Origin of the sequence: Pelistega sp. MC2, assembly GCF_900099475.1 — a bacterium.
Classification (GTDB): domain Bacteria; phylum Pseudomonadota; class Gammaproteobacteria; order Burkholderiales; family Burkholderiaceae_B; genus Taylorella; species Taylorella indica.
Map to the genome: position 1 here is coordinate 480,120 of NZ_LT628275.1, position 24,774 is coordinate 504,893.

The window sequence follows — 24,774 nt, forward strand, 5'->3', positions numbered from 1 at the left end:
ACTTATTCTTCCTTTAGCTAGGTTATTATATTGTTTTCGGTTCCTCTAGTGAGATATAAATCACTTTTATCTGAAATTTGCTACTTATTTTAATGGTTTGTTGTGCGTTTAACTCAAATTAAATTATCTGGTTTTAAATCCTTTGTGGATTCTACAGTCATTCCTGTCCCTAGTCAGTTAGTTGGTGTTGTGGGACCTAATGGTTGTGGTAAATCGAATATTATAGATGCTGTACGCTGGGTATTAGGAGAGACCAAAGCGTCCGAGTTGCGTGGTGAGTCCATGCAAGACGTTATTTTTAATGGGTCTGGAAATCGTAAACCTGCCGGTAGGGCTGCAGTTGAATTAGTATTTGATAACTCTGAAGGAAGAGCGGTTGGGCAATGGAGTGTTTATTCTGAAATTGCTGTAAGGCGTGTGCTTACTCGAGACGGAACAAGCAGTTATTTTATTAATAATCAACAAGTCCGTCGTCGAGATGTTCATGATATCTTTTTGGGTACTGGGTTAGGTGCCAGAGGTTACGCTATTATCGGGCAAGGCATGATTAATCGTCTGATTGAGGCAAAGCCAGAAGAGTTAAGGGTGTATTTAGAAGAGGCAGCTGGTGTGTCTCGTTATAAAGAACGTCGTCGCGAAACAGAAAATCGCTTAGCAGATACACATGAAAATTTATTACGTGTAGAGGATATTCAGACCGAGCTTGAAAAACAATTAGAAAAATTAGAGTCACAGGCAGAAGTAGCAGGACGCTACCGACAGTTGCAGCAAGAAGGAGAGAAAAAGCAATTTGCTCTTTGGTTAAACCGAGAGGAAAATGCCAAACAGGATCAGCAACGTAAAGCCTTAGAAATTGAAGCGGCACAAACAGAGCTTGAGGGATCAATGGCAGAGTTAAGAGCTATTGAAAGTGAAGTAGAGTCCCGCAGGCAGGCTCATTATCAGGCGAGTGATTTGGTGCATCAAGCGCAAACACATTTTTATGAAGCGAATACCCAAGTTAGTCGTCTAGAAACAGAAATACGGCATGTAGTGGATTCACGAAATCGCTTAGGCTCACGTAAGACTCAATTGAATGCCAAAATTCAGGAATGGCAAGACCAATATAATCACTGTGATGAGCAAATTACACAAATAGAAGAGGAGTTAGCCGTTGGTGTAGAGCGTCTTGAAGAGGCAAAATATCAAGAAGATGAACTGCGTGCTTCCTTGCCTACCTTAGAGGATGAGGTAAAGATAGCGAATAAAGAAAGAGAAGCGATGCGTTTTGCCTTGACTGGTATTGAACAAAATTTAGCCCTTATTGGACAACAACAACAAGATGTAAGTCGTCAATTGCAAGCATTAGATGTTCGTAAAGAGCGTTTAGAACAAGAAAAACGTAGTTTAGATGTACCTGAACATGACAAATTAGAAGAGTTAGAGTCGGAGCGAGAAATCGCCCAAGAAAACTTAGCGATTGCACAGGAAAAATTAATTGAAACTGAAGCGGCGTTACAAAGCGCAGATGAACAGCGTGCCAGTATGCAGCAACATGCACAAGAAGAGGCACAACATTTAGCCAAATTAGAGGCACGATTAAATGCTTTGGTTGCTCTTCAAGAGGATGTGCAGTCCAAAGGTACTTTAGAACCATGGCTTAAAAAATATGAGCTGACTGGATTTAATCGATTATGGCAAGCCATTCATATTGAGTCAGGATGGGAAACGGCTTTGGAAGCTGTTTTGCGTGAAAAAATGACGGCTTTGCAAGTTCATAATTTGGATATGGTAGCCGGTTTTGCTACTGATTCACCTCCAGCACGCTTAGCGTTTTATAGTAAGAATGGCTCAATTCAGACGGTTAATTTTTCGACAAATTGGACGAATTTAGCATCATTGATTAAAGTGAATGATACTGATCTTAAATTATTGCTCAATCAATGGTTAGATGGGGTCTATATTGCGAATGATTTATCAACAGCCCTAAAAATGCGTTCACAACTGAAAGATGGTTGTCATTTTGTGGTTAAAGAGGGGCATATGGTAGACGCCTATGGCGTATATTTTTATGCAGCAGAGTCTGAACAAGCAGGCATGCTAGCTCGTCAGCAAGAAATTGAGAATCTTCAAAAAGAAATCCGTGCGGCTCAATTAAAGGCTGATCAATCTTTTGATGCCTCTTTGAGATCTGAACAAACCTATCAACAAGTGAATCAGTCCTTGGTTCCGGCTAGGCAACAAGTCGCTACATTGACGCGTTCTGTGCATGATATTCAATTAGCGTATACACAGATGCAAAGTCGTGTAGATCAATCTACTACATTAGCAAAACGACTCTCTCAAGATTTAGAAGATATTCATACTCAGACAGAGGAGTTAAATGCTATTTTGCTTGAGTGTGAAGAAAAGTTTGAAGCGCTAGACACAACCTTGGCTCAAGAGCAAGAAAAATACGCTGAAGTTCAGTTGCAAGGAGAGGATATCTCGGCTAAAACAGACGCCTTAAGAAACAAAATTAGAGAATCTGAGCGTCAAATACAAGAAATTGAATTTAGCCAAAGAAGTTTAAAATCTCGCCAAGAGGAATTAAGGCGTAACCGAGATTTGTCAAAAAGCCAGACAGATCAAGCTAAATTTGAATTAGAAAACTTAGAAGCTGAATTGTTTGAATTTGATGAAGAGGCGACTCGTTCTGGGTTGCAAGATGCATTAGTTATTCAGGCAGAAAAAAGTGCCTTACTTAATGATGCGCGAGTTAATTTAGATAATTTGGCGGCAAGTTTACGTGAAAGTGATGAGAGACGTCTAAAAATTGAACAGTCTTTAGATCCTTTCCGCGCTAAAATTATGCAATTGCAACTGGAAGAGCAGGCAGCACGTTTAGCGGTAGAGCAATTCTCAGAACAGTTAAATATTCAAGAAGTTGATCGTGATACTTTACGAGCAGAATTGAAAGAATTAGATGATAATTGGCAAAAAGTAACTTGGTTACAATCAGAAGTTCAACGAATTACGCGACAAATTGATGCGTTAGGTGCTGTCAATTTAGCTGCTTTGGATGAGCTTAATGAAGCACGTCAGCGTAAAACATTCTTGGATGAGCAACATAATGATTTACGAGAAGCTATTCATACATTAGAAGAAGCGATACGTAAAATTGATAAAGAAACACGAGAATTGTTACAAGACACCTTTAACCAAGTGAATGCTCATTTTGGTGAAATGTTCCCTCGTCTATTTGGAGGAGGGGAAGCAAAACTGAGAATGACAGGGGATGAAATATTAGATGCTGGGGTACAGGTAATGGCACAACCGCCAGGAAAACGTAATAGTACTATTCATTTGTTATCTGGTGGTGAAAAAGCATTAACAGCGACAGCATTAGTATTTGCACTATTTAAACTAAACCCTGCACCTTTCTGTTTGCTAGATGAGGTAGATGCACCATTAGATGATGCAAATACAGAGCGATATGCAAATTTAGTTTCAAGTATGAGTGATCAAACACAGTTTTTATTTATTTCTCATAATAAAATTGCTATGCAAATGGCAAAACAATTGGTTGGTGTTACTATGCAAGAACAAGGGGTTTCACGAATTGTTGCAGTAGATATTGATTCTGCTGTTAAACTAATGGGTGATGCGTAATTAGTATTTAGGAATGATATGTCAAGTCTGCAGATTAGTATTGTAGTATTAGGGTTATTAGCAATTTTAGGTGTTATAGGCTATAACTGGTGGCAAGAGAAAAAAGCTCAAGAGCGCATAAAAGAGCAATTTCCGACAAATGAGCATGACGCTCTGATGCAGGGTATTCATGCTATTAATCCAACTGAATATGATGAGCCTGTATTTAATGTTGATAATATGACTGTTACCTCAGCGTCGCAAACACATGATGATGAGTCGCCTGACCCATTATGTGAGGCAGTGTTTGATATCCGTTTTCACACGCCTGTCTTAGGTTCTCAGTTAATTAGCCATCTGCAGCCCTTAAAAGTTACGGGTCAAAAGCCTATCCGTTATTTCGCAGAAACATCAGACGGCTATAATCGTGTACGTTTACAACCCAACGAGATTTATAGCTCATTGCAAATGGCTATTTTATTAGCTAACCGTAGTGGTCCTCTTCGTCTTGAAGAATGGGATAGGGCAGTGGTCTTTGCAGACAATATTGCACAAGCGTTTGATGGAACAATTGAGCTTGCTAATAAAGAAGAAACATTACGTCGTGCAGTTGATTTAGATGAGTTGTGTGGTAGTTCTGAAGCTCAAGTAGGGATGCGATTACGTTTAGAAGGTGCACAACCAGTTAAAGCTATTTTAGCAATTGCACACCGTCTAGGTTATGTAGAATATGGTGCGGGTCATGTGCGTTTACATGAAAATGGTAAGCCTTTATTCTTATTGCTGTTAGGTGGTGAGTTAAGTTCAGAAGTGCGTTCTGCAGGCGTAGATTTTGTAGAATTATTGATTGACGTACCAAATAGTCAACCAGTCGATCAACCATTTACTAGACTAAGTAAAGCGGCTTTTGAATTAGCAAAAGCCTTAAATGCTGAAGTGGTTGATGATCAGGGGCAACCATTAACGCCAAACAATCCTGTGATTGAAGTGATGGATAAACAATTAGCTGAAGTATATGCTGATTTAGAAAGAAAAGGTTTTGCAGCTGGTTCAGAAAGAGCAATGCGATTATTTAGCTAATTAAGCATGGATATTCAATTTCAACTGGAACAATTGCGACAAGAAATTCGTCGCCATGATTATGCCTATTATGTAAAAGATGAGCCTACTATCTCTGATTTTGAGTATGATGCATTGATGCGTCAATTAATTGAGTTAGAGAAGGCTCATCCAGAATTAGTTACACCTGATTCACCTACACAAAGGGTAGGTGGCGCACCTTTAAGTGAATTTGCTCAAATCAAGCATGCACAAGCAATGCTTTCGCTAGGTAATGTTTTTTCACGTGAAGAATTAAATAGTTTTGACAAAAGAGTACGTGATGGCTTGGTTGATGCTGGTTTATTAGGCAATGCTCAAGAGGTTGAATATAACTGTGAATTAAAATTTGATGGATTAGCGATTAGTTTACGTTATGAGAAGGGTAAATTAATTCATGCTGCGACTCGTGGTGATGGTTTTGTGGGCGAGGATGTGACAGCTAATGTACGAACCATGAAATCAGTGCCTTTAGTCTTAAATAATGTCTCTCCAGATGTGTTGGAAGTACGTGGTGAAATATTAATGAATCGCCAAGATTTTTTAATGTTAAATCAACGGCAATTATCATTGGGAGAAAAGACCTTTGTTAATCCTCGTAATGCCGCTGCAGGTAGTTTACGCCAGTTAGATCCACGATTAACTGCTAAAAGGCCATTGCGTTTTTTTGCATATGGCTGGGGTGAAATTAAAGGAGATCTTGATATAGGTCAGACACAATCCGAAAGATTAGATTATTTAGCTAGTCTTGGTTTTGTTGTTGCCAAAGAAAGACGAGTTGTTAAGGGTAGCGAAGGTCTATACCAGTTTTTTGAGCATATTGCACAAACACGTAACACATTGCCTTTTGATATTGATGGTGTAGTGTATAAGGTAAATAGTTTGTTGCAACAGCAGACGTTGGGTTTTGTGTCACGTGCGCCACGATTTGCTGTTGCACATAAATTTCCTGCTGAAGAAGCTCAAACTATTGTTGAAAGTATTGATATTCAGGTAGGTAGAACAGGTGCATTAACACCTGTGGCACGTCTTCGACCGGTTTTTGTAGGTGGTGTTACCATTACCAATGCAACATTGCATAATGAAGATGAAATCAAACGAAAAGATGTATGGATAGGTGATACTGTTATTGTGAGGCGTGCAGGGGATGTAATTCCTGAGGTAGTACGTTCATTACCAGAGTATCGCCCTATTTTTGCTCAACCATTTGTGATGGTTACGCATTGCCCTGTTTGTGGTTCAGCCGTTGAGCGTTTACCAGATGAGTCTGTATCGCGTTGTTCTGGCGGGCTATTTTGTGAAGCACAGCGTAAACAAAGCATTATCCATGCTGTCAGCCGAAAAGCGTTGAATATTGATGGTCTAGGTGAAAAATTGGTTGAACAGTTGGTTGATACTGATTGTATTCATTCTATTGCTGATGTTTATAAATTATCTGTTGAAAAGCTAATTCTCTTGGAAAGAATGGGGAGAAAATCGGCAGAGAATTTAATTGCAGCGATTGAGAAAAGTAAGCATACTAGCCTTGAACGATTAATTTACTCTTTGGGTATTCGACATGTTGGAGAATCTACTGCTCGAGATTTAGCCAATGCCTTTAAGCGATTGGATAATTTAGCTAGTGCTAGTATGGACGACTTACTAGCTGTTAATGATGTGGGTCCTATAGTGGCTGCATCAATTGCTAAGTTTTTTGCCGAACAGCATAATAAAGATGTTATAGCTGCCTTGTTTGAAGCAGGGTTAACTGTACAAGATGTGCAGTTGGCAAGTAATACCAATGATGCGATAGTAGGGAAAACGTTTGTCATTACCGGAACATTACCCACATGGAAGCGTGAAGAGGCGTCTCAGTATATTATCCAAGCAGGGGGTAAAGTGAGTGGCTCTGTTTCAAAGAAAACGGATTATGTTGTAGCTGGTAGTGATGCAGGTTCTAAATTAGAAAAAGCACAAACCCTAGGTATCAAGGTTATTGATGAAGCTGAGCTTAGAGGGTTATTGGCACAACATTAATTTTCATCGGAAATAACGATTTTTGTTTTACTACGTAATTTTTCGACATATTCCAGCATTTTCTTTTGCGTTAGAATACGTTGAATTTCAGGTGTGGCTTCTTGTAAAGAAGGTAACGCTATTGGACGTAAATCATCCACAATAATAAGATGATAACCGTATTGAGATTTTACCGGAGCGGTCATCTCTCCCTTGTGAGCCATTTGAATAGCCTGACCAAATTCAGGTAAGAACATTTCAGGGTTAGCCCATCCTAGGTCGCCGCCTTTTTTAGCGGATCCTTGGTCTATGGATTCTTTGATAGCAGCATCTTCAAAACTTATTTTGTTTGCTTTGATATTCTCACTAAGCTCTAGTGCTTTAGCTTCATCTTTCACTAAGATATGTCTGACTTTATATTCTTTCTTGCCTTCTTGTGATTTGATGGTTTCATCATAGGCTTTTTTGATGTCATCAGCCGTGATTTTGTTTTTCTCGCTCCAGTCTTGCAAGAGACTATTGATGAGAATCTCTTTGCGAGCGGTTTCAATCGCCATTTTAATGGATTCTTTTTTGTCAATTCCTTGTTTTTTAGCCTCTAGAACAAGAACATCTCTACTAATCAACTCATTAAGGACTGCTTGACGTTGTTCGGCACTAGCATTTTTTAAGCGCAAGGATTTTAAGGTGCTATCTAATTCATCTTTGGTGATAGGATTGCCATTAATGGTAGCAACATTTTGAGCAAATACAGAATTACTTAAACATAATGCAATCACTAAAAAAATTTTGTTCATATAACTATCCTTACTGGCTAAACACTAGATTTTATGGCGTTTTTAAGCATTATCCTTTTTGGGAACTATCAGGTATTTGCATATATTTGTTTAACCACAGTGATTGACCAACGGCAAATATGATTAATAAAATTGTTGTGCCAAATACTTTAAAGGTTCCCCATTGATCAGTAGTAAAGTGGCCTGAAAAAGCGACATAAAGATTGAGTAAGCCAACTATGATGAAAAAAATAGCCCAACTGTAATTCATTTTTGTCCATGCAATCTCTGGCATAGTAATCTGTGATTTCATCAGTGTTTGAATATAATTCTTATTGAATAGTAATTTACCAAAAATCAGAATTAGTCCAAATAACCAATAAAGAACGGTTGGCTTCCATTTGATAAAAGTCTCATCTTTTAGATAAATAGTAGCTCCTCCAAAGATGACAATAATAAATAGACTTAACCATGTTGAGCCTTCAATATTTTTATTGGTAAGCTTTAACCAAATAATCTGTGCAATAGCTGCTCCTATGGCTACCCATGTGGCGAGATAGATATCGCCTACTTTTAAGGCGATAAAAAATAGCACAAGGGGTAAAAAATCAAATAACAGTTTTTTCATAGGAACAAATAGCTTTTTATATTAATAATTTACCATTATAAACAAAAAGTATGTACTGCCGTTTGAAAGGTTGGTATAGTTGTTTCAGAATATGTTTGACCGTCTTGTTTATAAATTGTTGTTATTATAAAAAGATTGTCATTATTTTTTCCTAGTAGTTTCACTATTAGCAACAGATGAAAAAAATAGCTATAGTTATAACTAAGCATTTTTTAAATTCAAACTATTGTTACTTAATTTACCTATAGTATCGGAGTATAAGTATGAAAAAATTTACATTACGTGCCTTTAGTGCCGTATCAATGATGGCTTTGGTGAGTGCAGTATATGCTCAGCAGACAGTTAATGTGGGCGTTTCTGTGTCCGCAACGGGTCCAGCAGCATCTTTAGGTATTCCAGAAAAAAATACAGTGGATGTTGTGGCTAAGAAATTAGACGGTGACGTCACGATTAACTATGTTGTGCTAGATGATGCGACAGATACAGCAAATGCAGTACGTAATATGCGTAAACTTATCTCCGAAAACAATATCGATATTATGGTAGGTAGTACTGTTACAGCCGCTTCTTTAGGGTTAGTAGATGTAGCCGCAGAAACAAAAGTTCCTTTAATTAGCTTAAATGGTAATGCTGTAGTGGTTACACCTTTAGAAGGTGCTAGAAAATGGGCTTTCAAGACGGCTCAAAACGATAGCTTAATGGCAGCTGCGCTTAAAGCGTCTATGCTTAAATTAGGTATAAAAACATTAGGTATCATTGGTTTTGCTGATGCTTATGGACAGGGTTGGTTAAAAGAAATGACAGCCGCCCTACAAGGCACAGATATTAAAATCGTAGCCTCTGAGAGTTTTGCTCGTACCGATACGAGTGTAACTGGCCAAGTAATGAAAATTATTGCGGCTAAACCAGATGCTGTGCTAGTAGCCACTGCTGGTACACCCGGCGCTTTACCACAACGTGAATTAAAACAACGTGGCTTCAAAGGCCAAGTGTTCCATACTCATGGCTCTGCTAATAATGATTTTTTACGTGTGTGTGCTAAAGCGTGTGAAGATGTTATTCTTCCTGTAGGTCCAATGATGGTAGCGGCACAATTAGAGGATTCTCACCCAGTTAAAGATGTTGGTTTAGAATATACAAAATTATATGGTGATAAATTTGGTGCTGAATCAGTGAATGTATTTGGTGGTCATATGTGGGATGCTGCTGCTTTAATTAATGCCGCAGTACCTAATGCAATCAAGGCTGGTTTAAAACCTGGAACACCAGAATTCCGTGCCGCTGTACGTGATGCTTTAGAGCAAATTAAAAACGTCAAAGGCGCTCATGGTATCTTTAATATGTCAGATAAGGATCATGCAGGCTTGGATGAAAGAGCTCGTGTAATAGTAAAAGTAAAAGACGGTAAATGGATTTACCAGCCTGACTTATTGAAATAATTTTTTGATGTGATTAAACAATCTTAGGTGCTTATGACGCCATATAGTGCCTAAGATTGTTATTTTATTTGAGAAACCCATGGATTGGTCGATAGCAAAAATCTTAATACAAGACGGTCTGGTCACTGGTGTCATTTATGCGTTGATGGCAGTTGCACTAGTGTTAGTATTTGCAGTAACCCGAATTATTTTTATTGCCCAAGGCGAGTTTGTTTCCTTTGGTGCTTTATCATTTGCCATGATGGCAAGTAATCAAGTCCCCCAAACGATTTATTTATTACCGATAATGGGGGGAATTATTTTTATCAAAGAGCTTTATTTTTACTTCAAAGGTAAGCATGGTTTAAAACTATGGCAAAGCTTTTTGTTTTTTGTGGCTCTCCCGTTACTTATCATGTATGTGACGCCGCTTATCCTAGCGCAAGAGCCTAACTTATGGATTAAGGCGTTATTGACCTTAATTATTGTCGTCCCTCTCGGTCCTATGGTATATCGTTTAGTGTATGAGCCAGTGGCCGAAGCGAGTGTATTGACTTTATTGATTATTTCCATTGCTTTACATTTTGCCTTTGTGGGAACAGGTTTGGTGTTGTTTGGTGCCGAGGGATGGTTAGTATCAGAGCCATTCTTTGATGGTGAAGTGGACTTTTTAGGGCTCACTTGGCGTTATCAAAGTTTATTTGTTATTGGTATGGCATTAGTGACAATTTTTGGCCTATGGGCACTATTTGGTTTTACGCTGATAGGTAAGGCATTAAGGGCAACGGCTGTAAATCGTCGAGGTGCTCGGCTATTAGGAATTAGTACCTCTTTGTCTGGGCATCTGACATTTTGGTTAACAGCTTTTGTCGGTGTTTTGGCTGGGATTATGCTTGTTTCATTTATTCAAATTACTTATGAAACAGGCTTTATGATTGGATTAAAAGGTTTTGTTGGTGCAATTATTGGGGGATTGGTAAGCTATCCAATTGCTGCTGTGGGTGCGATAGGTGTTGGTATCATTGAGGCCTTTAGTACATTTTGGGCATCAGATTATAAAGAAGTGATTGTGTTTACATTAATATTGCCAGTGCTGTTAGTGCGTTCATTGTCTATTACTCATCATGACGAGGAGGAGTAAGTGATGCAACGACTAGTTATAGGGATTTTTATTGCACTATTAGCCATTATTCCATTGATACCAGCTACGCCGGAGTTCTGGATTAATCAGTTAAATACTATCGGTATTGCTTCTTTGGTCGTGGTGGGATTAGTCATCTTGACAGGTGTGGCGGGGATGACTTCGTTTGGTCAAGCTGCCTTTGTTGGGATGGGGGCTTATGCAACTGCTTATTTAAGCACTATCCTTGGTTATTCACCTTGGATAGGATTGTTGGCGGGGCTATGTATCGCTTTTGTAGTGGCTTATGTATTGGGACAAATTACATTGCGATTATCAGGTCATTTTTTACCATTAGGTACGATTGCACTTGGACTAATATTCTTTTACTTATTTGGTAATATGGACTTTTTAGGCCGTCATGACGGTATTCCTGGTATTGTCTCCATAGAGGTATTTGGCTACTCATTATTAAAAGCACGCTCTATTTATTATCTTATTTGGATTGTAGTTCTGATTGCTATTTGTTTAAGTTTGAACTTGTTGAATTCACGTACTGGTCGAGCGATTCGGTCATTAAAAAGTGGGGCGTCAATGGCAGAGTCATTCGGTGTTAATACGCAACACTATAAAATGATTTCTTTCGTTTATGCTGCCCTATTGGCAAGTATTGCTGGTTGGTTATATGCACATGAACAACGTGCTGTGAGCCCTAGTACATTTGGATTGAATTATGGCATTGAATATCTATTTATGGCCGTTATTGGAGGTTCTGTTAGTATCTGGGGAGCTATTTTAGGAGCTGCGCTAGTTATTATTTTACGTGATCAAATTCAGGCATATACACCTTATTTCTTTGATGAAAAGGTTAATGTTGAAATTGTTATTTTTGGAATTATGATGGTGCTGATTTTGCATCATGCTCGAGATGGTTTATGGCCAATCTTGGCTCGTGGTGTGAATAAAATCTTTGGTGATAAAACCGCGTCAGTCAATACTAATTTACGTTTTAATGAGCAAGCACCAGCGTTAACGCAACGCCCACGTCCTGAAAAAGGAGATGTGGTACTTGATGTAGATAAAATACGTAAAGAGTTTGGTGGACTAGTTGCCGTTAATGATATTAGTTTTAAAGTAAAAGCAGGTGAAATTGTTGGATTAATTGGTCCTAATGGAGCAGGTAAAAGTACAACATTTAACTTGGTCACAGGAGTACTACCGCTAACATCTGGTGCAGTACGTTTTATGGGGCAGGATATTTCTGCTTTATCTGCTCGTCAGATTTCTCAATTAGGTATTGGACGAACTTTCCAACATGTGCAATTATTGCCAAACATGACCGTACTTGAGAATGTTGCTTTAGGAGCGCATTTACGAGCAAATTCTGGTGTGGTGAGTAGCTTATTACATCTTGAAAGAGAAAGTGAATCTGCATTGTTAAATGAGGCAAAACGTCAATGTGAACGTGTGGGCTTGGCTGATTGTTTATATGAAAAAGCCGGTAATCTTGCGCTTGGTAAACAACGTATTGTCGAGATTGCTCGTGCGTTAGCTTTAGACCCTGTGTTGTTATTATTAGATGAGGCGGCAGCGGGGCTACGCTACAAAGAAAAGCAAGATTTAGCGGCTGTTTTAAAAGTATTGCGAGAAGAGGGGATGAGTATTCTTCTTGTAGAGCATGATATGGATTTTGTGATGAAACTCACTAATCATTTAGTTGTGATGGATTTTGGTACATATATTGCTGACGGTACACCAGAACAAATTCAGAAACATCCAGCTGTTATTGAGGCTTACTTAGGTGGTATGGATGATGTATTAGATATGGAGGCCAAGTAATGAGTAAGGTGTTATTAGAGACTAAAAGTCTTTCTACTCAATATGGCAAGATACATGCACTGAGTGATGTCAATCTACGGTTAGATGAGGGGCAAGTAGTTACTGTTATTGGGGCTAATGGTGCCGGTAAGTCTACTTTATTGAATTCTATTATGGGTTCATTAGCCTCAGCGGGTAAGACCGAAGGACAGGTATTTTATCAAGGTGAAGATATTACTATTGATCGCGTTGAAACACGGATGATAAATGGGATTAGTCTAGTACCCGAAAAAAGAGAGTTATTTTCTAGTATGAGTGTGCAAGACAATCTTTTATTAGGTGGTTTTCGTCGTTATTTAAAACGTGATTGTTCTTGGCAAGATACGTTGGATGAGGTATATGCATTATTCCCTCGCCTTAAAGAGCGTCAAAAACAATTGGCAGGCACCTTATCTGGTGGCGAACGCCAGATGCTGGCAGTTGGTCGTGCCTTGATGGCTAAACCTAAGGTATTAATGCTAGATGAGCCAAGTTTAGGTCTTGCTCCATTAATCGTACGTGAAATTTTCCATATCATTATGCGATTACGTGAGACAGGTGTATCCATTTTATTGGTTGAACAAAATGCACGCTCTGCCTTACAAGTGGCAGATTATGCATATGTACTTGAAATGGGAGAGGTGACGCTGCAAGGACCGAGCAAAAACTTAATCAATGACCCTGCTGTTATTGAAAGTTATTTAGGCTTAGGTAAGTCTTAAACGGTTTTTTGCTTGTAGTCACATAAGTCGTTAATAGAGCAATTAGGACATTTAGGCTTACGAGCAAGACAAATATAGCGTCCGTGTAAAATTAGCCAATGATGAGCGTTTAGCAAATATTCTTTTGGAACAAATTTGAGTAATTGCTTTTCGACTTCTAGTACAGTTTTACCGGGCGCAATACCTGTTCGATTAGATACCCTAAAAATATGAGTATCTACTGCCATTGTTAATTGTCCGAAGGCAGTATTTAGTATTACATTGGCTGTTTTTCGTCCTACACCTGGTAGTGCTTCCAACTGTTCTCTCGTGTGCGGCACTTCACCATGATATTGCTGCACTAAGATTTCACACGTTTTTAACACATTGCTTGCTTTGGTTTTATATAAACCAATTCGGCGAATGGCTTCCGTAAATTTTTCTAGCCCCATATCCAGTATATCTTGTGCAGTTTTACAGGTGGCGAATATGGGACGGGTAGCGATATTTACTGATTTGTCGGTAGCCTGTGCCGATAGAATGACGGCAATCAACAACTGAAAGGGATTTTCATATTCTAATTCTGTTGTTGGGTTTGGGTTAGCCGCTTGAAAGCGAGCAAAGATTTCAGCACGTTTTTGCTTATTCATACGTTACTCAGGACGGCGACGAGCTCTAGCCCGGGCCAAAGCCATGGCAATTGCAGCAGATTTGGCAGAGCTCGCATTTTGATTGTTCTCTAGAATGCCCGATTGCTTATCATTAGCGTGTAGCTTCTCAGATGCTGCATCAGCTGTCGCTAAAATATCAGCAGGCCGTGACGAATGTTGATTTAAGCGTTGTTCCTCTTCTTCATGAAGAGTTGCGAGACGTTTTGCTCGTTGTTGATGACGGATTCTTGCGGCTGCTGAATCTTGGCTTGACCATTCTTTGGGCGCAGGTACTAATTGAATACAATCTACAGGACAGACTGGAATACATAGCTCACAACCAGAACAAAGGTCTGAAACAACAGTATGCATGAATTTATTAGCACCAATAATGGCATCTACAGGACAAGCTTGAATACATAATGTACAGCCAATACAGTGAGCTTCATCAATAACCGCCCAGTGTAGAGGAGTTGTTTCTCCACAGCTAGAATCTAGTGGGATAGGGGCTTGATGTAATAAATTCGCTAATTTTTCAATACCTGTTTCACCACCGGGGGGGCAACGATTAATCGCTGCCTCTCCATTGGCGATGGCGGTGGCATAAGGTAAACAGCCGTCGTAACCACATTTTGTACATTGTGTTTGTGGTAAGATCGCATCAATTTGTTGAATCAGAATCTTAGGTGATTGACTCATTGTGACAAACAAGTCCTATAGATTTATTTAACAGTCTGATCAGCTTTATTAATAAATTCCTCCACGACAGGAAAGACTTTATTACGCCAACGTCCACCGGAGAAAATACCATAGTGACCAGCTTTCTCTACAATAAAACTTTGTTTATGATCCTCAGGAATACCTTGACACATATCTAATGCTACTTGAGTTTGACCTTTTCCTGTAATATCGTCTAGTTCACCTTCAATAGTAAGTAAGTGAGCTCGAGTAATTTTGGCTGGTTCAACTAGTTGACCCTTGACGTGCCATGTACCTAAAGGAAGTTGGAATTCTTGGAAAACGACTTTAATAGTATCCAAGTAAAATTCAGCTGGTAAGTCGAGAACAGCATTATATTCATCATAGAATTTACGGTGATGGTCGGCACCCATATTATTACCTTTCATTAAGTCTAGATAATAATCGTAATGTGATTGCATATGACGGTCAGGGTTCATGGCGACAAACCCAGCGTGTTGTAAGAAACCTGGGTAAACTAAGCGATCATGACCGGGATAGCGTGATGGAACACGGTGGATTAGTTTAGTTTCAAACCATGTGTATGATTTTTCGTTAGCAAGACCATTTACAGATGTTGGTGATTTGCGAGCATCCAAAGGACCTCCCATCATCACCATACTTTTGACTTGAATAGGATCATTATTGCTAGCCATTAGAGATACAGCACCTAATACAGGAACCGTTGGTTGGCATACAGACATGATATGTGTATTAGGACCCAATGCATGGATAAAATCAATGATGTATTGGACATAATCATCAAGATGGAAAGGACCTGCAGAAAGAGGCACCATACGTGCATCAACCCAGTCAGTCACATACACATCAAATGATTGCAACATGGTTTGCACAGTGTCACGTAGTAGAGTAGCATGGTGACCAGATAATGGTGCTACCACGATAACAATAGGATCACCATTTGGATTTTTGGTGGCACTGCGTTTAAAGTGAACAAGGCGACAGAAAGGTCGGTTAATCGTTACTTCTTCAGTCACTTGTGCGGTTGTATCACCAACAGTCACTTCTGAAATTCCCCAGGCGGGTTTTTCATAATCTTTGCCTAAACGATAGAGTAAGTCAAATCCGGCTGATATTTGACGAGCATTTGGTATATAGGAATATGGGCTAAATGGGCTAGAGAATAATTGAGACCACCATGTTGATAGTGCAACAAAAGGAGCCATCCCTTGTTTACCCATTTCATGCAATGTATAAAGCATTTAGATTCCTTAAAAAGAATACGATTGTTAAATATTAACCCAAAAATTTGTACAAAATATTAAACAAAGTTAAGACGTTATTGAATAGTGATAACTTTGTTGGCAGCACAAATATTAAGAGGAGGTTGCATGGTTTACCAATACTTTTCGACAGCAAGGTTACCAATATTGCCACGTCGACCAGTGGCAAATCCTCTATCACCTAATAATTTTCTGGCTTCAGCTAACATATCGGGATTACCGCATAGCATGACACAACTATTTTGTGGATCCAAGTTAATCCCAGCAAGGTTGGCTAGCTGATCCTGTTCAATAAGAGTCGTTAAGCGCTGTTGAGGTAAGTCCTGATAAGCTTCACGAGTTGGTAAAGGTAAATATACAAAACGCTTACCCCATGTTTGTTGCCATGAATGGATTAATTCTTGGTAGCTTAACTCATCAACAAAACGTACACCATGACAAAGAATGATGTTATCAAATAGTTGCCATGTTTTTGGATCTTGCAGAATAGATAAATAGGCAGAAAGACCAGTTCCAGTTGCTAATAGCCATAGACTTTTTCCACCATTAGGAAAATTATCTAGGGTTAAAAAACCAATAGGGGATTTATCAATATAAATGGTATCTCCTACGTTTAACTGAGCTAGCCTAGGGCTGAATTGACCATCAGGAACAACTACTGCATAAAACTCCAAATGTGGTGCATCAACAGCATTTACCATAGAAAAACCACGCCAGATGCTAGGTTCATCCCCTGCATTTTCAGGTAAACCTAAACGAGTAAATTGACCCGGTTTGAATGTAAACTCAGGCGAACGTGTCGTAGTAATAGAGAAAAGCTTATTATTCGCCCAATGTTTAATATGCGTTACATGTTCTTTTGTATAGCGTTGTTCAGTGGTCATACTCAAAGTTATGGTTTTTCTAAATATTGAAGTTTATCTGGGACATTGTTCCACTTGTCGGCATCTTCAAGTGGTTTTTTAGAACGATTAATCATTCCAAAAGTAGGTGTTAATTCTGCATTGATTTTAATAAAATGTATTTGGTCGCTAGGAACATCTTCCTCAGCAAAAATAGCATTTGCTGGACATTCTGGCACACAAACACCACAGTCAATACATTCATCAGGGTCAATCACTAAAAAATTTGGACCTTCTTTAAAACAGTCAACAGGACAGACGTCAACACAGTCGGTATATTTACATTTAATGCAGTTTTCGGTTACTACATGAGTCATTTTGTTTGGATTCCAAAAAAATTTCTAATAAATAATTCTTAATTTTAACCAATCTTTGAGAATAAAGTGCTTAAAACCCTAAAGCTATGATAAGGTATTAAAAAATAGGAACGTTTTATGATTATTACTTCATTATTAGATACAGATTTATACAAATTTAGTATGATGCAAGTGGTATTGCATCAATTCCCGAGTGCTCAAGTTGAGTATCGATTCAAATGTCGCACGCCAGGAGCGAATCTTAGGCCTTATATGGATGAGATTCGTGAGGAAATTCATCATCTTTGTCAGTTAAAATTTACTGAGGATGAATTAAATTACCTTAGTAATTTACGTTTTATTAAGGGTGATTTTATTGAATTCTTAGGGATTTTTCATTTGCCTGAGAAATGTATTCAAATCACTGAAGGCGAAGAGGACGGTGAAATCAGTATTGAAGTAAAAGGTTCCTGGCTACATACCATCTTATTTGAAATTCCTGTTTTAGCGATTGTTAATGAAGTCTATTTCCGTAATCAATACAAAGATTTAGATTGGACGGAAGGACGCAAACGTCTGGCTTCAAAAATTGAAACAGTGCTAGCCGCTACGGACGTTCCATCGTTCAAATTTGCTGATTATGGTACACGTCGTCGTTTCTCTAAGGATTGGCATGCTGAAGTTGTCAATACAATGGTGGAAAAACTACCTAATCATTTTGTAGGGACGAGCAATGTATTGTTGGCAAAACAGTTTCATACAACGCCATTAGGTACAATGGCACATGAGTATCTACAGGCTTGCCAAGCATTGGGACCTCGTTTAAGAGATTCACAAGTATTTGCTCTTGAGATGTGGGCAAAAGAATATCGTGGAGATTTAGGAATCGCATTATCAGATGTATATGGTTTAAATGCGTTCTTACGTGACTTTGATATGTTCTTCTGCAAACTATTTGATGGTGCACGACATGACTCTGGCGATCCTTTTGAATGGGGTGAAAGATTATTGCGTCATTATGAGCTAAATCGTGTCGATCCTCGCATGAAAACATTGATTTTCTCTGATGGGTTGAATTTTAATCTTGCTCTTGATATTGCTAGACGTTTTGAGGGTCGTTGTAAAACCTCATTTGGTATAGGAACTAATTTAACGAATGATATGGGTGTGCCAGCATTGCAAATTGTAATGAAAATGGTTCGTTGCAATGGGCAGCCTGTCGCTAAAGTATCTGATGAACCGGGTAAAACAATGAGTGTGGATCCAGAGTATTTAAGTTATCTACGTCATGTATTTGATTTACCTAAATTGTAATAATATGGTATAAATATAGCCGATTATTTTAAATTTGAAGGAGTTTTTATGAGTGATATTAAACGCACAAATGTAGGTGCTCGTTTATCTGATATGGCTGTTTACAATGGTGTGGCTTATTTAGCAGGTCAAGTTCCTGATGATCCTAGCCTAGATATGGAAGGCCAAACAAAACAAGTGCTTGCTACAATTGATAAGTTATTAGCAGAAGCGGGTACTAGCAAAGAGCGCATTTTAATGGCACAAATTTTTATCCCTAATATGGCCGAATTCCCACAAATGAATAAAGCATGGGATGAATGGGTATCAAAAACTAATGCGCCTCCACGTGCAACAGTTGAAACACGTTTAGCAAATCCAAACTACAAAGTTGAGATTGTAGTGACAGCAGCCGTTTAAGCGATACGTTGTTTAATTGAGTTATAAACCTTGTTTGTTCCTATGGATAAACAAGGTTTTTTATTAATAGAGATGTGAACTGGTATAAAAAATATATAAGTTCAACAACCGACAATAGTGATTTCTGTGTTGATTACGCTATCTAATCAGATATTAAAGCATATAGTGTTGCCCCCATTTCCCATGCTATTTGCTGTTGTTGTTCAGTTAGCGTTTTTAATGTAAGAATATCTTTTTCTGTTTCCGCGCGAAAGGAAAAAATTTGACTTGGTATTTGTTCGTTGAGACGCCATCCCGTACAGATACGTTTAAGCTGAGTAAGCGCTCCTTGACCGTCAGTACCTGCTGAAATGATGGCACTGTATGGACGGCCTTCAATTTTTCCCAAGGCAGTATAGTAATGCCGATCAAAAAACTCTTTCATGATACCACTTAGGCTACCTAAATTTTCAGGTGCACAAAATAGATATGCATTTGCTTGTAAGAGCTGTTGTGCTTGAACATTTTCTGCAGGGATAAATAAAATAGAGTGATTTTGTTGTAGCTCTCGTTGCACATGTAATGCACCTTGATAGGCGCAATTAGCCGCTTGTTTTGAGGCTAATGTACGAGAATGCCAAATAATCATTAATGTATTCACGAAGAACCTCAACTAAGGATACAATAGGATATTAATCTAATATTCTCTTGCCTATTATACGTGTATGAATACTACTCAGTTGAAAGATGAGGCTTTTGATCAAGAATGGAAAGATACTGTTTTTGAGGATTTCAATCAAGCCGATAAAGAATATCTTGATCAAGTAATTGCTTGGACTAGTCCATTTTTGGAAGGTAAAGTGTTGTTTAGCCAAGAAAAAGCGATTCATCATGTCAAAGGAATGATTAAAGTATTGGCGTTGTTAGAGCTAGATGCACTGACTATGGCTGCTGCTTTAATGGCGACAGCTACTTATACTTTAGCTGAAAATAATATTTCTGAAAGTCAATTCAAAACGGAAATGATGGATCGTTTTGGTGTAGAGGTATTTGAGCTTGTGGAGGGAGCACAAGCGTTGATACGTATCGGTACGGTTGTTTCACAAGCGACGTTACCTACGGCAGAACAAGAGAAGTTTCAGCAAGAAATGTTGCGAAAAATGTTGTTAGCTATGGCAACAGATTTACGTATTGTGTTGATCTTATTGGCAGCGCGATTACAAACATTACGTTGGTTTGCAGAATCAAAATTACCATGCCCATCAGATATTGCTTTGCAAACAAGTAATATTTATGCTCCGTTAGCTAATCGTTTAGGTATTTGGCAAATCAAATGGGAAATGGAAGATTTGTCACTCAGATTCTTAAAGCCTGATGTATACCGTGATATTGCTAATAAATTAGAGGCTAAACGTGAAGAGCGTGAAGCCTTGGTAAATCAATTTATTCAATCATTAAAAGAAGCATTAGCTGAGCAAAAGATTACTGCTGATGTGGCTGGACGTGCGAAGCATATCTATAGTATTTATAACAAGATGCGAAATAAGTCGTTAAAGTTTGAGGATTTATATGATTTATTAGCTATTCGTATTATTGTCAATAATGAACGAGATTGTTATACAGCCTTGTCACTTGTCCACTCCTTATGGACACCAGTGATGGAAGAATTTGATGACTATATCGCTCGTCCTAAACCTAATGGTTATCGTTCTTTACATACTGTTGTGAGAGATAGCGCAGGACGTGCATTCGAAGTACAAATTCGTACTAAACAAATGCATCAATTTGCTGAGTATGGTATGGCAGCACATTGGCGTTATAAGGAAGCAGGAGCCAAAGGAGGGCAAGTATCGGCTTCTAGTCTATATGATCGACAAATTTCTTGGATGCGACAATTATTGTCATGGCGTAAAGAAGTTGGTATTACAGAGCAAGCAGAAAAAAATCAAAGTGTTTCTCAAGAGGATTTAGAACGTAAAAAAACAGCACTAAAACAAGAGGCTGAGAAATTACAAAAGTCCAAACCTGCACAATCCCAGCCCGATCGTATTTACGTAATGACGCCACAAGCAAGATTGTTGGAGTTGCCAGAAGGAAGTACGCCAGTAGATTTTGCTTATTTATTACATACCGATTTGGGGCATCGTTGTCGAGGGGCTAAGGTTGATGGGCAATTAGTGGCTTTGAATACACCGTTAAAAACGGGACAAACAGTGGAAATTATTGCCGCAAAATCAGGTGGTCCTTCACGAGATTGGCTCAATCCACAGCTTGGTTATTTGCATAGCCCACGTGCGAAAGCAAAAGTGAGATTATGGTTTAATGCGATTGAGTTACAACTGCGTATTAATTCTGGTCAGGAACAGGTAGAAAAAGAATTACAGCGATTGGGCAAAACGTCAGTAAATTTAGAGCAACTCGCGTCGAAATTAGGGTTTGCACATCCTGATGATTTATATGTAGCTGTTGCAAAAGATGAATTTAGTCTCAGACAGATTGCACAGGCATTTGTAGAGCCAGAGCAAGATGAAGAGGATAAGCCATTTTTACCACGTCAGGCAGCAGCAACTAGTGCGGTAAAAACAGGAAAGAGTGGCGTGTTAGTCGTAGGAGTAGAGTCTTTGTTAACTCAACTTGCTCGCTGCTGTCATCCAGCACCTCCTGATGCCATTGCTGGATTTGTAACTAGAGGTCGTGGTGTATCTATTCATCGTAAAAGTTGTCCTTCTTTTAAAGTCATGGAACAAAAAAATCCTGAACGTGTGATTGAAGTGGCTTGGGGAGAGACAGATGAAACAGTGTATCCTGTCAATATTGCTGTAATTGCCTTAGATAGAAATGGCTTGTTACGTGATATATCCGAGATTTTTGCCAAGATGAAACTCAATGTGGTAGGTGTTAATACGCAAAGCAAAGAGTCCAATGCTTATTTAAATTTTACTGTTGAGGTACGCAATGGTGAACAATTGAATAAAGCATTGAAATCTATTCTTGATGTGCACGGTGTTACCAATGCGAGACGTGTTTAATTTACGTTACAATAGCGAATTATCTGAATAAACGATTGTGAGGAGTCTTCTTTAATGGCTAACCTACCAGATGAAAAGGGACATTTTGATCAATATGGCGGGCTTTTTGTAGCTGAAACGCTGATGCATGCTATTGATCAATTGAATAAAGCCTACGAAAAATATCGAAATGACCCAGACTTTATTGCTGAGTTTCAATATGAACTGAAGCATTTTGTTGGTCGACCAAGCCCAATTTATCATGCTAAGCGTTGGTCACAGGAATTAGGTGGTGCACAGATTTGGTTAAAACGTGAAGACTTAAATCATACTGGTGCACATAAAATCAATAACTGTATTGGTCAAATGTTATTGGCTAAACGCATGGGTAAAACACGTATTATTGCAGAGACAGGTGCTGGTATGCATGGTGTGGCTACAGCAACAGTAGCTGCACGCTATGGTCTTGAATGCGTGGTTTATATGGGAGCTGAGGATGTTCGTCGTCAAGCCGCTAATGTGCATCGTATGAAATTACTAGGTGCTACAGTCGTTCCTGTCGTGTCTGGTTCAAAAACGCTAAAAGATGCTTTAAATGATGCTATGCGTGATTGGGTAGCTAATGTTGACAATACATTTTATATTATTGGTACAGTGGCAGGCCCTCATCCATACCCAATGATGGTGCGTGATTTTCAGCAAGTTATTGGGCAAGAATGTATTGAACAAATGCAGGAATATGTTGGTAGACAACCAGATTATGTGGTTGCTTGTGTGGGTGGTGGTTCAAATGCTATGGGCATATTCTATCCCTATATTCCTTATACTGATGTAGCACTACGTGGCGTGGAAGCAGGTGGTGATGGTATTGAAACAGGTAGACACTCAGCCTCTATTAATGCAGGACAAGTTGGTGTGCTACATGGCAATCGTACCTATATTATGCAAAATGAGGATGGGCAAATTCAAGAAACACATTCAATTTCTGCGGGTCTTGACTATCCTGGCGTTGGTCCAGAGCATGCATGGTTAAACGATACTGGACGCGCACAATATAAAGTAATCAATGATGACGAGGCTTTAGAGGCTTTCCAACATTGCTGTCGTTTAGAGGGTATTATTCCTGCCTTGGAGTCTTCTCACGCATTAGCTTATGCAGCAAAATTGGCTCCTACCTTAGATAAAGACAAGATAATTTTAGTGAATTTATCTGGGCGTGGTGATAAAGATATGCATACTGTTGCACAATATCTAAATATGGAATTATAGGGGCAGACGATGTCGAATAAAAGAATAGATGGCGTATTTAAATCACTATCAGGTCGAGCTGCATTAATTCCTTATATCTGCGCCGGTGATCCCAATGCTAAAACCAGTTTAGCTGTAATGCATGCATTAGTGGCAAATGGAGCGGATATTATTGAGTTAGGTATGCCTTTCTCTGATCCAATGGCAGATGGGCCAGTGATTCAATATGCGAGTGAGCGTGCCATTGCTGCAGGGATGACACTAAAAAAAGTATTAGCCATTGTGGCTGATTTTAGAAAGGTAAATACCACTACGCCTGTGGTGTTAATGGGGTATGCCAATCCTGTCGAGGCAATGGGACGTGCAGAGTTTGCTCAAGCATGCGAAAAAGTAGGCGTTGATGGGGTATTGATTGTTGATTATCCACCAGAAGAGTATGACGATTTTGGTGATTTGTTAAAATCAAAAGGTATTGATCCTATTTTCTTGTTAGCCCCAACCTCAACGGATGAACGTATTCAACAAGTAGCAAAAATAGCTAGTGGATATTTGTATTATGTGTCTTTAAGAGGAGTAACAGGCTCCTCAGCACTCAATGTAGCAGAAGTTGAACAACGTGTTCAAACCATTAAGAAATTTGTAGATATTCCTGTTGGTGTTGGTTTTGGCATTTCTGATGCTGAAACGGCTAAAAGAATAGCTAGTGTTGCGGATGCTGTTGTTATAGGTAGTAAATTAGTTGATACAATGCATAAGTCCTTAAATGGTCAAATACCAGAGGGTGTGTCTTCTGTTGTAGAACAAGCAGCAGGAGATTGGATTGCGACTATTGCTGAAGCACTACAAAAATAAAGGATAAAAAATGAGTTGGTTAGATAAAGTTTTCCCTCCTAAAATTAAACGTTCAGAGAACAGTAATCGTCGTGTACCAGAAGGTGTATGGGTAAAATGCCCATCATGTGATACGGCTCTTTATCATGAAGATTTAAGTAAAAATTTAAATGTATGTCCAAATTGTGGTCATCATTTGAGAATTAGCGCCCGTGAGCGAATTAATACATTATTGGACGAAACTGATCGTGTAGAAATTGGTGCGGCTGTTCGCTCTACAGACCCGCTTAAATTCAAAGATTCTCGTAAATACCCAGAACGTATTTCCGAAGCGATGAAAGCGACAGATGAGACAGATGCGTTAGTGGTGATGCAAGGTACAATGGCATCAGTACCAGTAGTCGTTGCTGCATTTGAATTTAACTTTATGGGCGGATCGATGGGGTCTGTTGTTGGTGAACGTTTTGTTAGAGGTGTTAAAGCCGCCATTGATAATCGCACTACATTTATTTGTGTTGCCGCCTCTGGTGGTGCTCGTATGCAAGAGAGCTTGTTTTCATTAATGCAAATGGCTAAGACAAATGCTATGTTGACTCGTCTTTCTGAGAAAGGCTTACCTTTTATCAGTGTCTTGACGGATCCAACAATGGGTGGTGTGTCAGCAAGTTTTGCTTTTATGGGTGATGTTGTCATTGCTGAGCCTAATGCTTTAATTGGCTTTGCGGGCCCTCGCGTTATCGAACAAACAGTGAGAGAGCAATTACCAGAAGGTTTCCAGCGTGCTGAGTTCTTATTAGAAAAAGGCGCAGTGGATATGGTGGTAAAACGTAAAGATATGAAAGAAGAAATTGTGCGTATTGTTACTTTACTGATGAAAAAAGCATCGGAAAGTGTTGATCATTCATAAACGCTTTAGTAGCAATATACACACCAACATTACTAAAAAAGAGTTGTTAGCCAATC

Annotated in this window: 21 protein-coding genes; 13 read left to right on the forward strand and 8 right to left on the reverse strand. The window is 38.9% G+C overall.

The annotated features are described in order from the left end of the window. Positions 1 to 102 precede the first annotated feature (102 nt). Genes smc through ligA form a run of 3 tightly spaced genes read left to right on the forward strand, consistent with a single transcriptional unit; the run spans position 103 to position 6,723 of the window. Positions 103 to 3,630 carry a chromosome segregation protein SMC gene (gene smc, locus BQ4443_RS07775; RefSeq protein ID WP_023950097.1) on the forward strand — a complete coding sequence of 1,176 codons (3,528 nt, stop codon included), beginning with the start codon at positions 103 to 105 and terminating at the stop codon, positions 3,628 to 3,630. Positions 3,631 to 3,648: 18 nt separating this feature from the next. Then, entirely contained in the window at positions 3,649 to 4,689 is a 1,041-nt protein-coding gene (locus tag BQ4443_RS07780; RefSeq protein ID WP_023950096.1) for a cell division protein ZipA C-terminal FtsZ-binding domain-containing protein, read from the forward strand. Between the two features lie 6 nt (positions 4,690 to 4,695). Next, entirely contained in the window at positions 4,696 to 6,723 is a 2,028-nt protein-coding gene (gene ligA / locus BQ4443_RS07785; protein ID WP_071058524.1) for an NAD-dependent DNA ligase LigA, read from the forward strand. On the opposite strand, the gene BQ4443_RS07790 is transcribed toward ligA, so the two are convergent. Both BQ4443_RS07790 and BQ4443_RS07795 read right to left on the reverse strand, forming a co-directional pair. Further along, complete coding sequence (locus BQ4443_RS07790) at positions 6,720 to 7,499, reverse strand: peptidylprolyl isomerase (protein ID WP_071058525.1); 780 nt, start codon at positions 7,497 to 7,499, stop codon at positions 6,720 to 6,722. The two genes, ligA and BQ4443_RS07790, sit on opposite strands and share 4 nt — an antisense overlap. A 49-nt stretch (positions 7,500 to 7,548) precedes the next feature. Further along, entirely contained in the window at positions 7,549 to 8,106 is a 558-nt protein-coding gene (locus BQ4443_RS07795; protein ID WP_071058526.1) for a septation protein A, read from the reverse strand. 263 nt (positions 8,107 to 8,369) lie between these two features. Here BQ4443_RS07795 and BQ4443_RS07800 point away from each other — a divergent pair, with 263 nt between their 5' ends. The 4 genes from BQ4443_RS07800 (at position 8,370) to BQ4443_RS07815 (ending at position 13,223) form a co-directional block, all read left to right on the forward strand. Next, positions 8,370 to 9,545 (forward strand): ABC transporter substrate-binding protein, encoded by a 1,176-nt coding sequence (locus tag BQ4443_RS07800; protein WP_023950093.1) that lies wholly within the window; start codon positions 8,370 to 8,372, stop codon positions 9,543 to 9,545. A 79-nt stretch (positions 9,546 to 9,624) separates the two neighbouring features. Continuing rightward, positions 9,625 to 10,665 carry a branched-chain amino acid ABC transporter permease gene (locus BQ4443_RS07805; RefSeq protein WP_023950092.1) on the forward strand — a complete coding sequence of 347 codons (1,041 nt, stop codon included), beginning with the start codon at positions 9,625 to 9,627 and terminating at the stop codon, positions 10,663 to 10,665. Positions 10,666 to 10,668: 3 nt separating this feature from the next. Continuing rightward, positions 10,669 to 12,483, forward strand: a complete 1,815-nt coding sequence (locus BQ4443_RS07810) for a branched-chain amino acid ABC transporter ATP-binding protein/permease (protein ID WP_071058527.1) — start codon at positions 10,669 to 10,671, stop codon at positions 12,481 to 12,483. Continuing rightward, positions 12,483 to 13,223 carry an ABC transporter ATP-binding protein gene (locus BQ4443_RS07815; RefSeq protein ID WP_023951115.1) on the forward strand — a complete coding sequence of 247 codons (741 nt, stop codon included), beginning with the start codon at positions 12,483 to 12,485 and terminating at the stop codon, positions 13,221 to 13,223. The genes BQ4443_RS07810 and BQ4443_RS07815 overlap by 1 nt, the downstream gene beginning before the upstream one ends. Here the strand turns inward: BQ4443_RS07815 and nth are convergent. The 5 genes from nth to fdxA all read right to left on the reverse strand — a co-directional run bounded on the left by nth (position 13,220) and on the right by fdxA (position 17,053). After that, entirely contained in the window at positions 13,220 to 13,852 is a 633-nt protein-coding gene (gene nth / locus BQ4443_RS07820) for an endonuclease III (RefSeq protein WP_023951117.1), read from the reverse strand. The genes BQ4443_RS07815 and nth overlap by 4 nt on opposite strands. Before the next feature lie 3 nt (positions 13,853 to 13,855). Continuing rightward, positions 13,856 to 14,551: an electron transport complex subunit RsxB gene (locus BQ4443_RS07825; protein WP_023951119.1), complete on the reverse strand. Its 696-nt coding sequence runs from the start codon at positions 14,549 to 14,551 to the stop codon at positions 13,856 to 13,858. A gap of 23 nt (positions 14,552 to 14,574) precedes the next feature. Beyond that, positions 14,575 to 15,813 carry a polyhydroxyalkanoate depolymerase gene (locus BQ4443_RS07830; protein ID WP_023951121.1) on the reverse strand — a complete coding sequence of 413 codons (1,239 nt, stop codon included), beginning with the start codon at positions 15,811 to 15,813 and terminating at the stop codon, positions 14,575 to 14,577. Positions 15,814 to 15,947: 134 nt separating this feature from the next. After that, a complete protein-coding gene (locus tag BQ4443_RS07835; RefSeq protein WP_023951123.1) occupies positions 15,948 to 16,718 on the reverse strand; it encodes a ferredoxin--NADP reductase in 771 nt (256 codons plus the stop codon). A gap of 8 nt (positions 16,719 to 16,726) precedes the next feature. Then, on the reverse strand, positions 16,727 to 17,053 hold the full coding sequence (gene fdxA / locus BQ4443_RS07840) for a ferredoxin FdxA (RefSeq protein WP_023951125.1): 327 nt from the start codon (positions 17,051 to 17,053) through the stop codon (positions 16,727 to 16,729). A 117-nt stretch (positions 17,054 to 17,170) separates the two neighbouring features. On the opposite strand from fdxA, the gene pncB reads away from it, so the two are divergent. Together pncB and BQ4443_RS07850 are read left to right on the forward strand one after the other, a co-directional pair. Continuing rightward, positions 17,171 to 18,346, forward strand: coding sequence for a nicotinate phosphoribosyltransferase (gene pncB / locus BQ4443_RS07845; RefSeq protein ID WP_023951127.1), 1,176 nt, complete (start codon positions 17,171 to 17,173; stop codon positions 18,344 to 18,346). Positions 18,347 to 18,394: 48 nt separating this feature from the next. After that, the gene (locus BQ4443_RS07850) at positions 18,395 to 18,745 is read left to right on the forward strand and encodes a RidA family protein (protein ID WP_023951129.1); all 351 of its coding nucleotides are present in this window, start codon (positions 18,395 to 18,397) and stop codon (positions 18,743 to 18,745) included. Between the two features lie 142 nt (positions 18,746 to 18,887). On the opposite strand, the gene BQ4443_RS07855 is transcribed toward BQ4443_RS07850, so the two are convergent. Further along, positions 18,888 to 19,385 (reverse strand): NAD(P)H-dependent oxidoreductase, encoded by a 498-nt coding sequence (locus BQ4443_RS07855; protein WP_023951131.1) that lies wholly within the window; start codon positions 19,383 to 19,385, stop codon positions 18,888 to 18,890. A gap of 64 nt (positions 19,386 to 19,449) precedes the next feature. Here BQ4443_RS07855 and BQ4443_RS07860 point away from each other — a divergent pair, with 64 nt between their 5' ends. Genes BQ4443_RS07860 through accD form a run of 4 tightly spaced genes read left to right on the forward strand, consistent with a single transcriptional unit; the run spans position 19,450 to position 24,718 of the window. Beyond that, positions 19,450 to 21,753, forward strand: coding sequence for a RelA/SpoT family protein (locus tag BQ4443_RS07860; protein WP_071058528.1), 2,304 nt, complete (start codon positions 19,450 to 19,452; stop codon positions 21,751 to 21,753). A 54-nt stretch (positions 21,754 to 21,807) separates the two neighbouring features. Further along, positions 21,808 to 23,001 (forward strand): tryptophan synthase subunit beta, encoded by a 1,194-nt coding sequence (trpB, locus tag BQ4443_RS07865; protein WP_071058529.1) that lies wholly within the window; start codon positions 21,808 to 21,810, stop codon positions 22,999 to 23,001. A 9-nt stretch (positions 23,002 to 23,010) separates the two neighbouring features. Next, on the forward strand, positions 23,011 to 23,832 hold the full coding sequence (gene trpA / locus BQ4443_RS07870) for a tryptophan synthase subunit alpha (protein ID WP_023951135.1): 822 nt from the start codon (positions 23,011 to 23,013) through the stop codon (positions 23,830 to 23,832). Between the two features lie 10 nt (positions 23,833 to 23,842). After that, positions 23,843 to 24,718 (forward strand): acetyl-CoA carboxylase, carboxyltransferase subunit beta, encoded by an 876-nt coding sequence (gene accD, locus BQ4443_RS07875; RefSeq protein WP_023951137.1) that lies wholly within the window; start codon positions 23,843 to 23,845, stop codon positions 24,716 to 24,718. Positions 24,719 to 24,774: the final 56 nt, after the last annotated feature.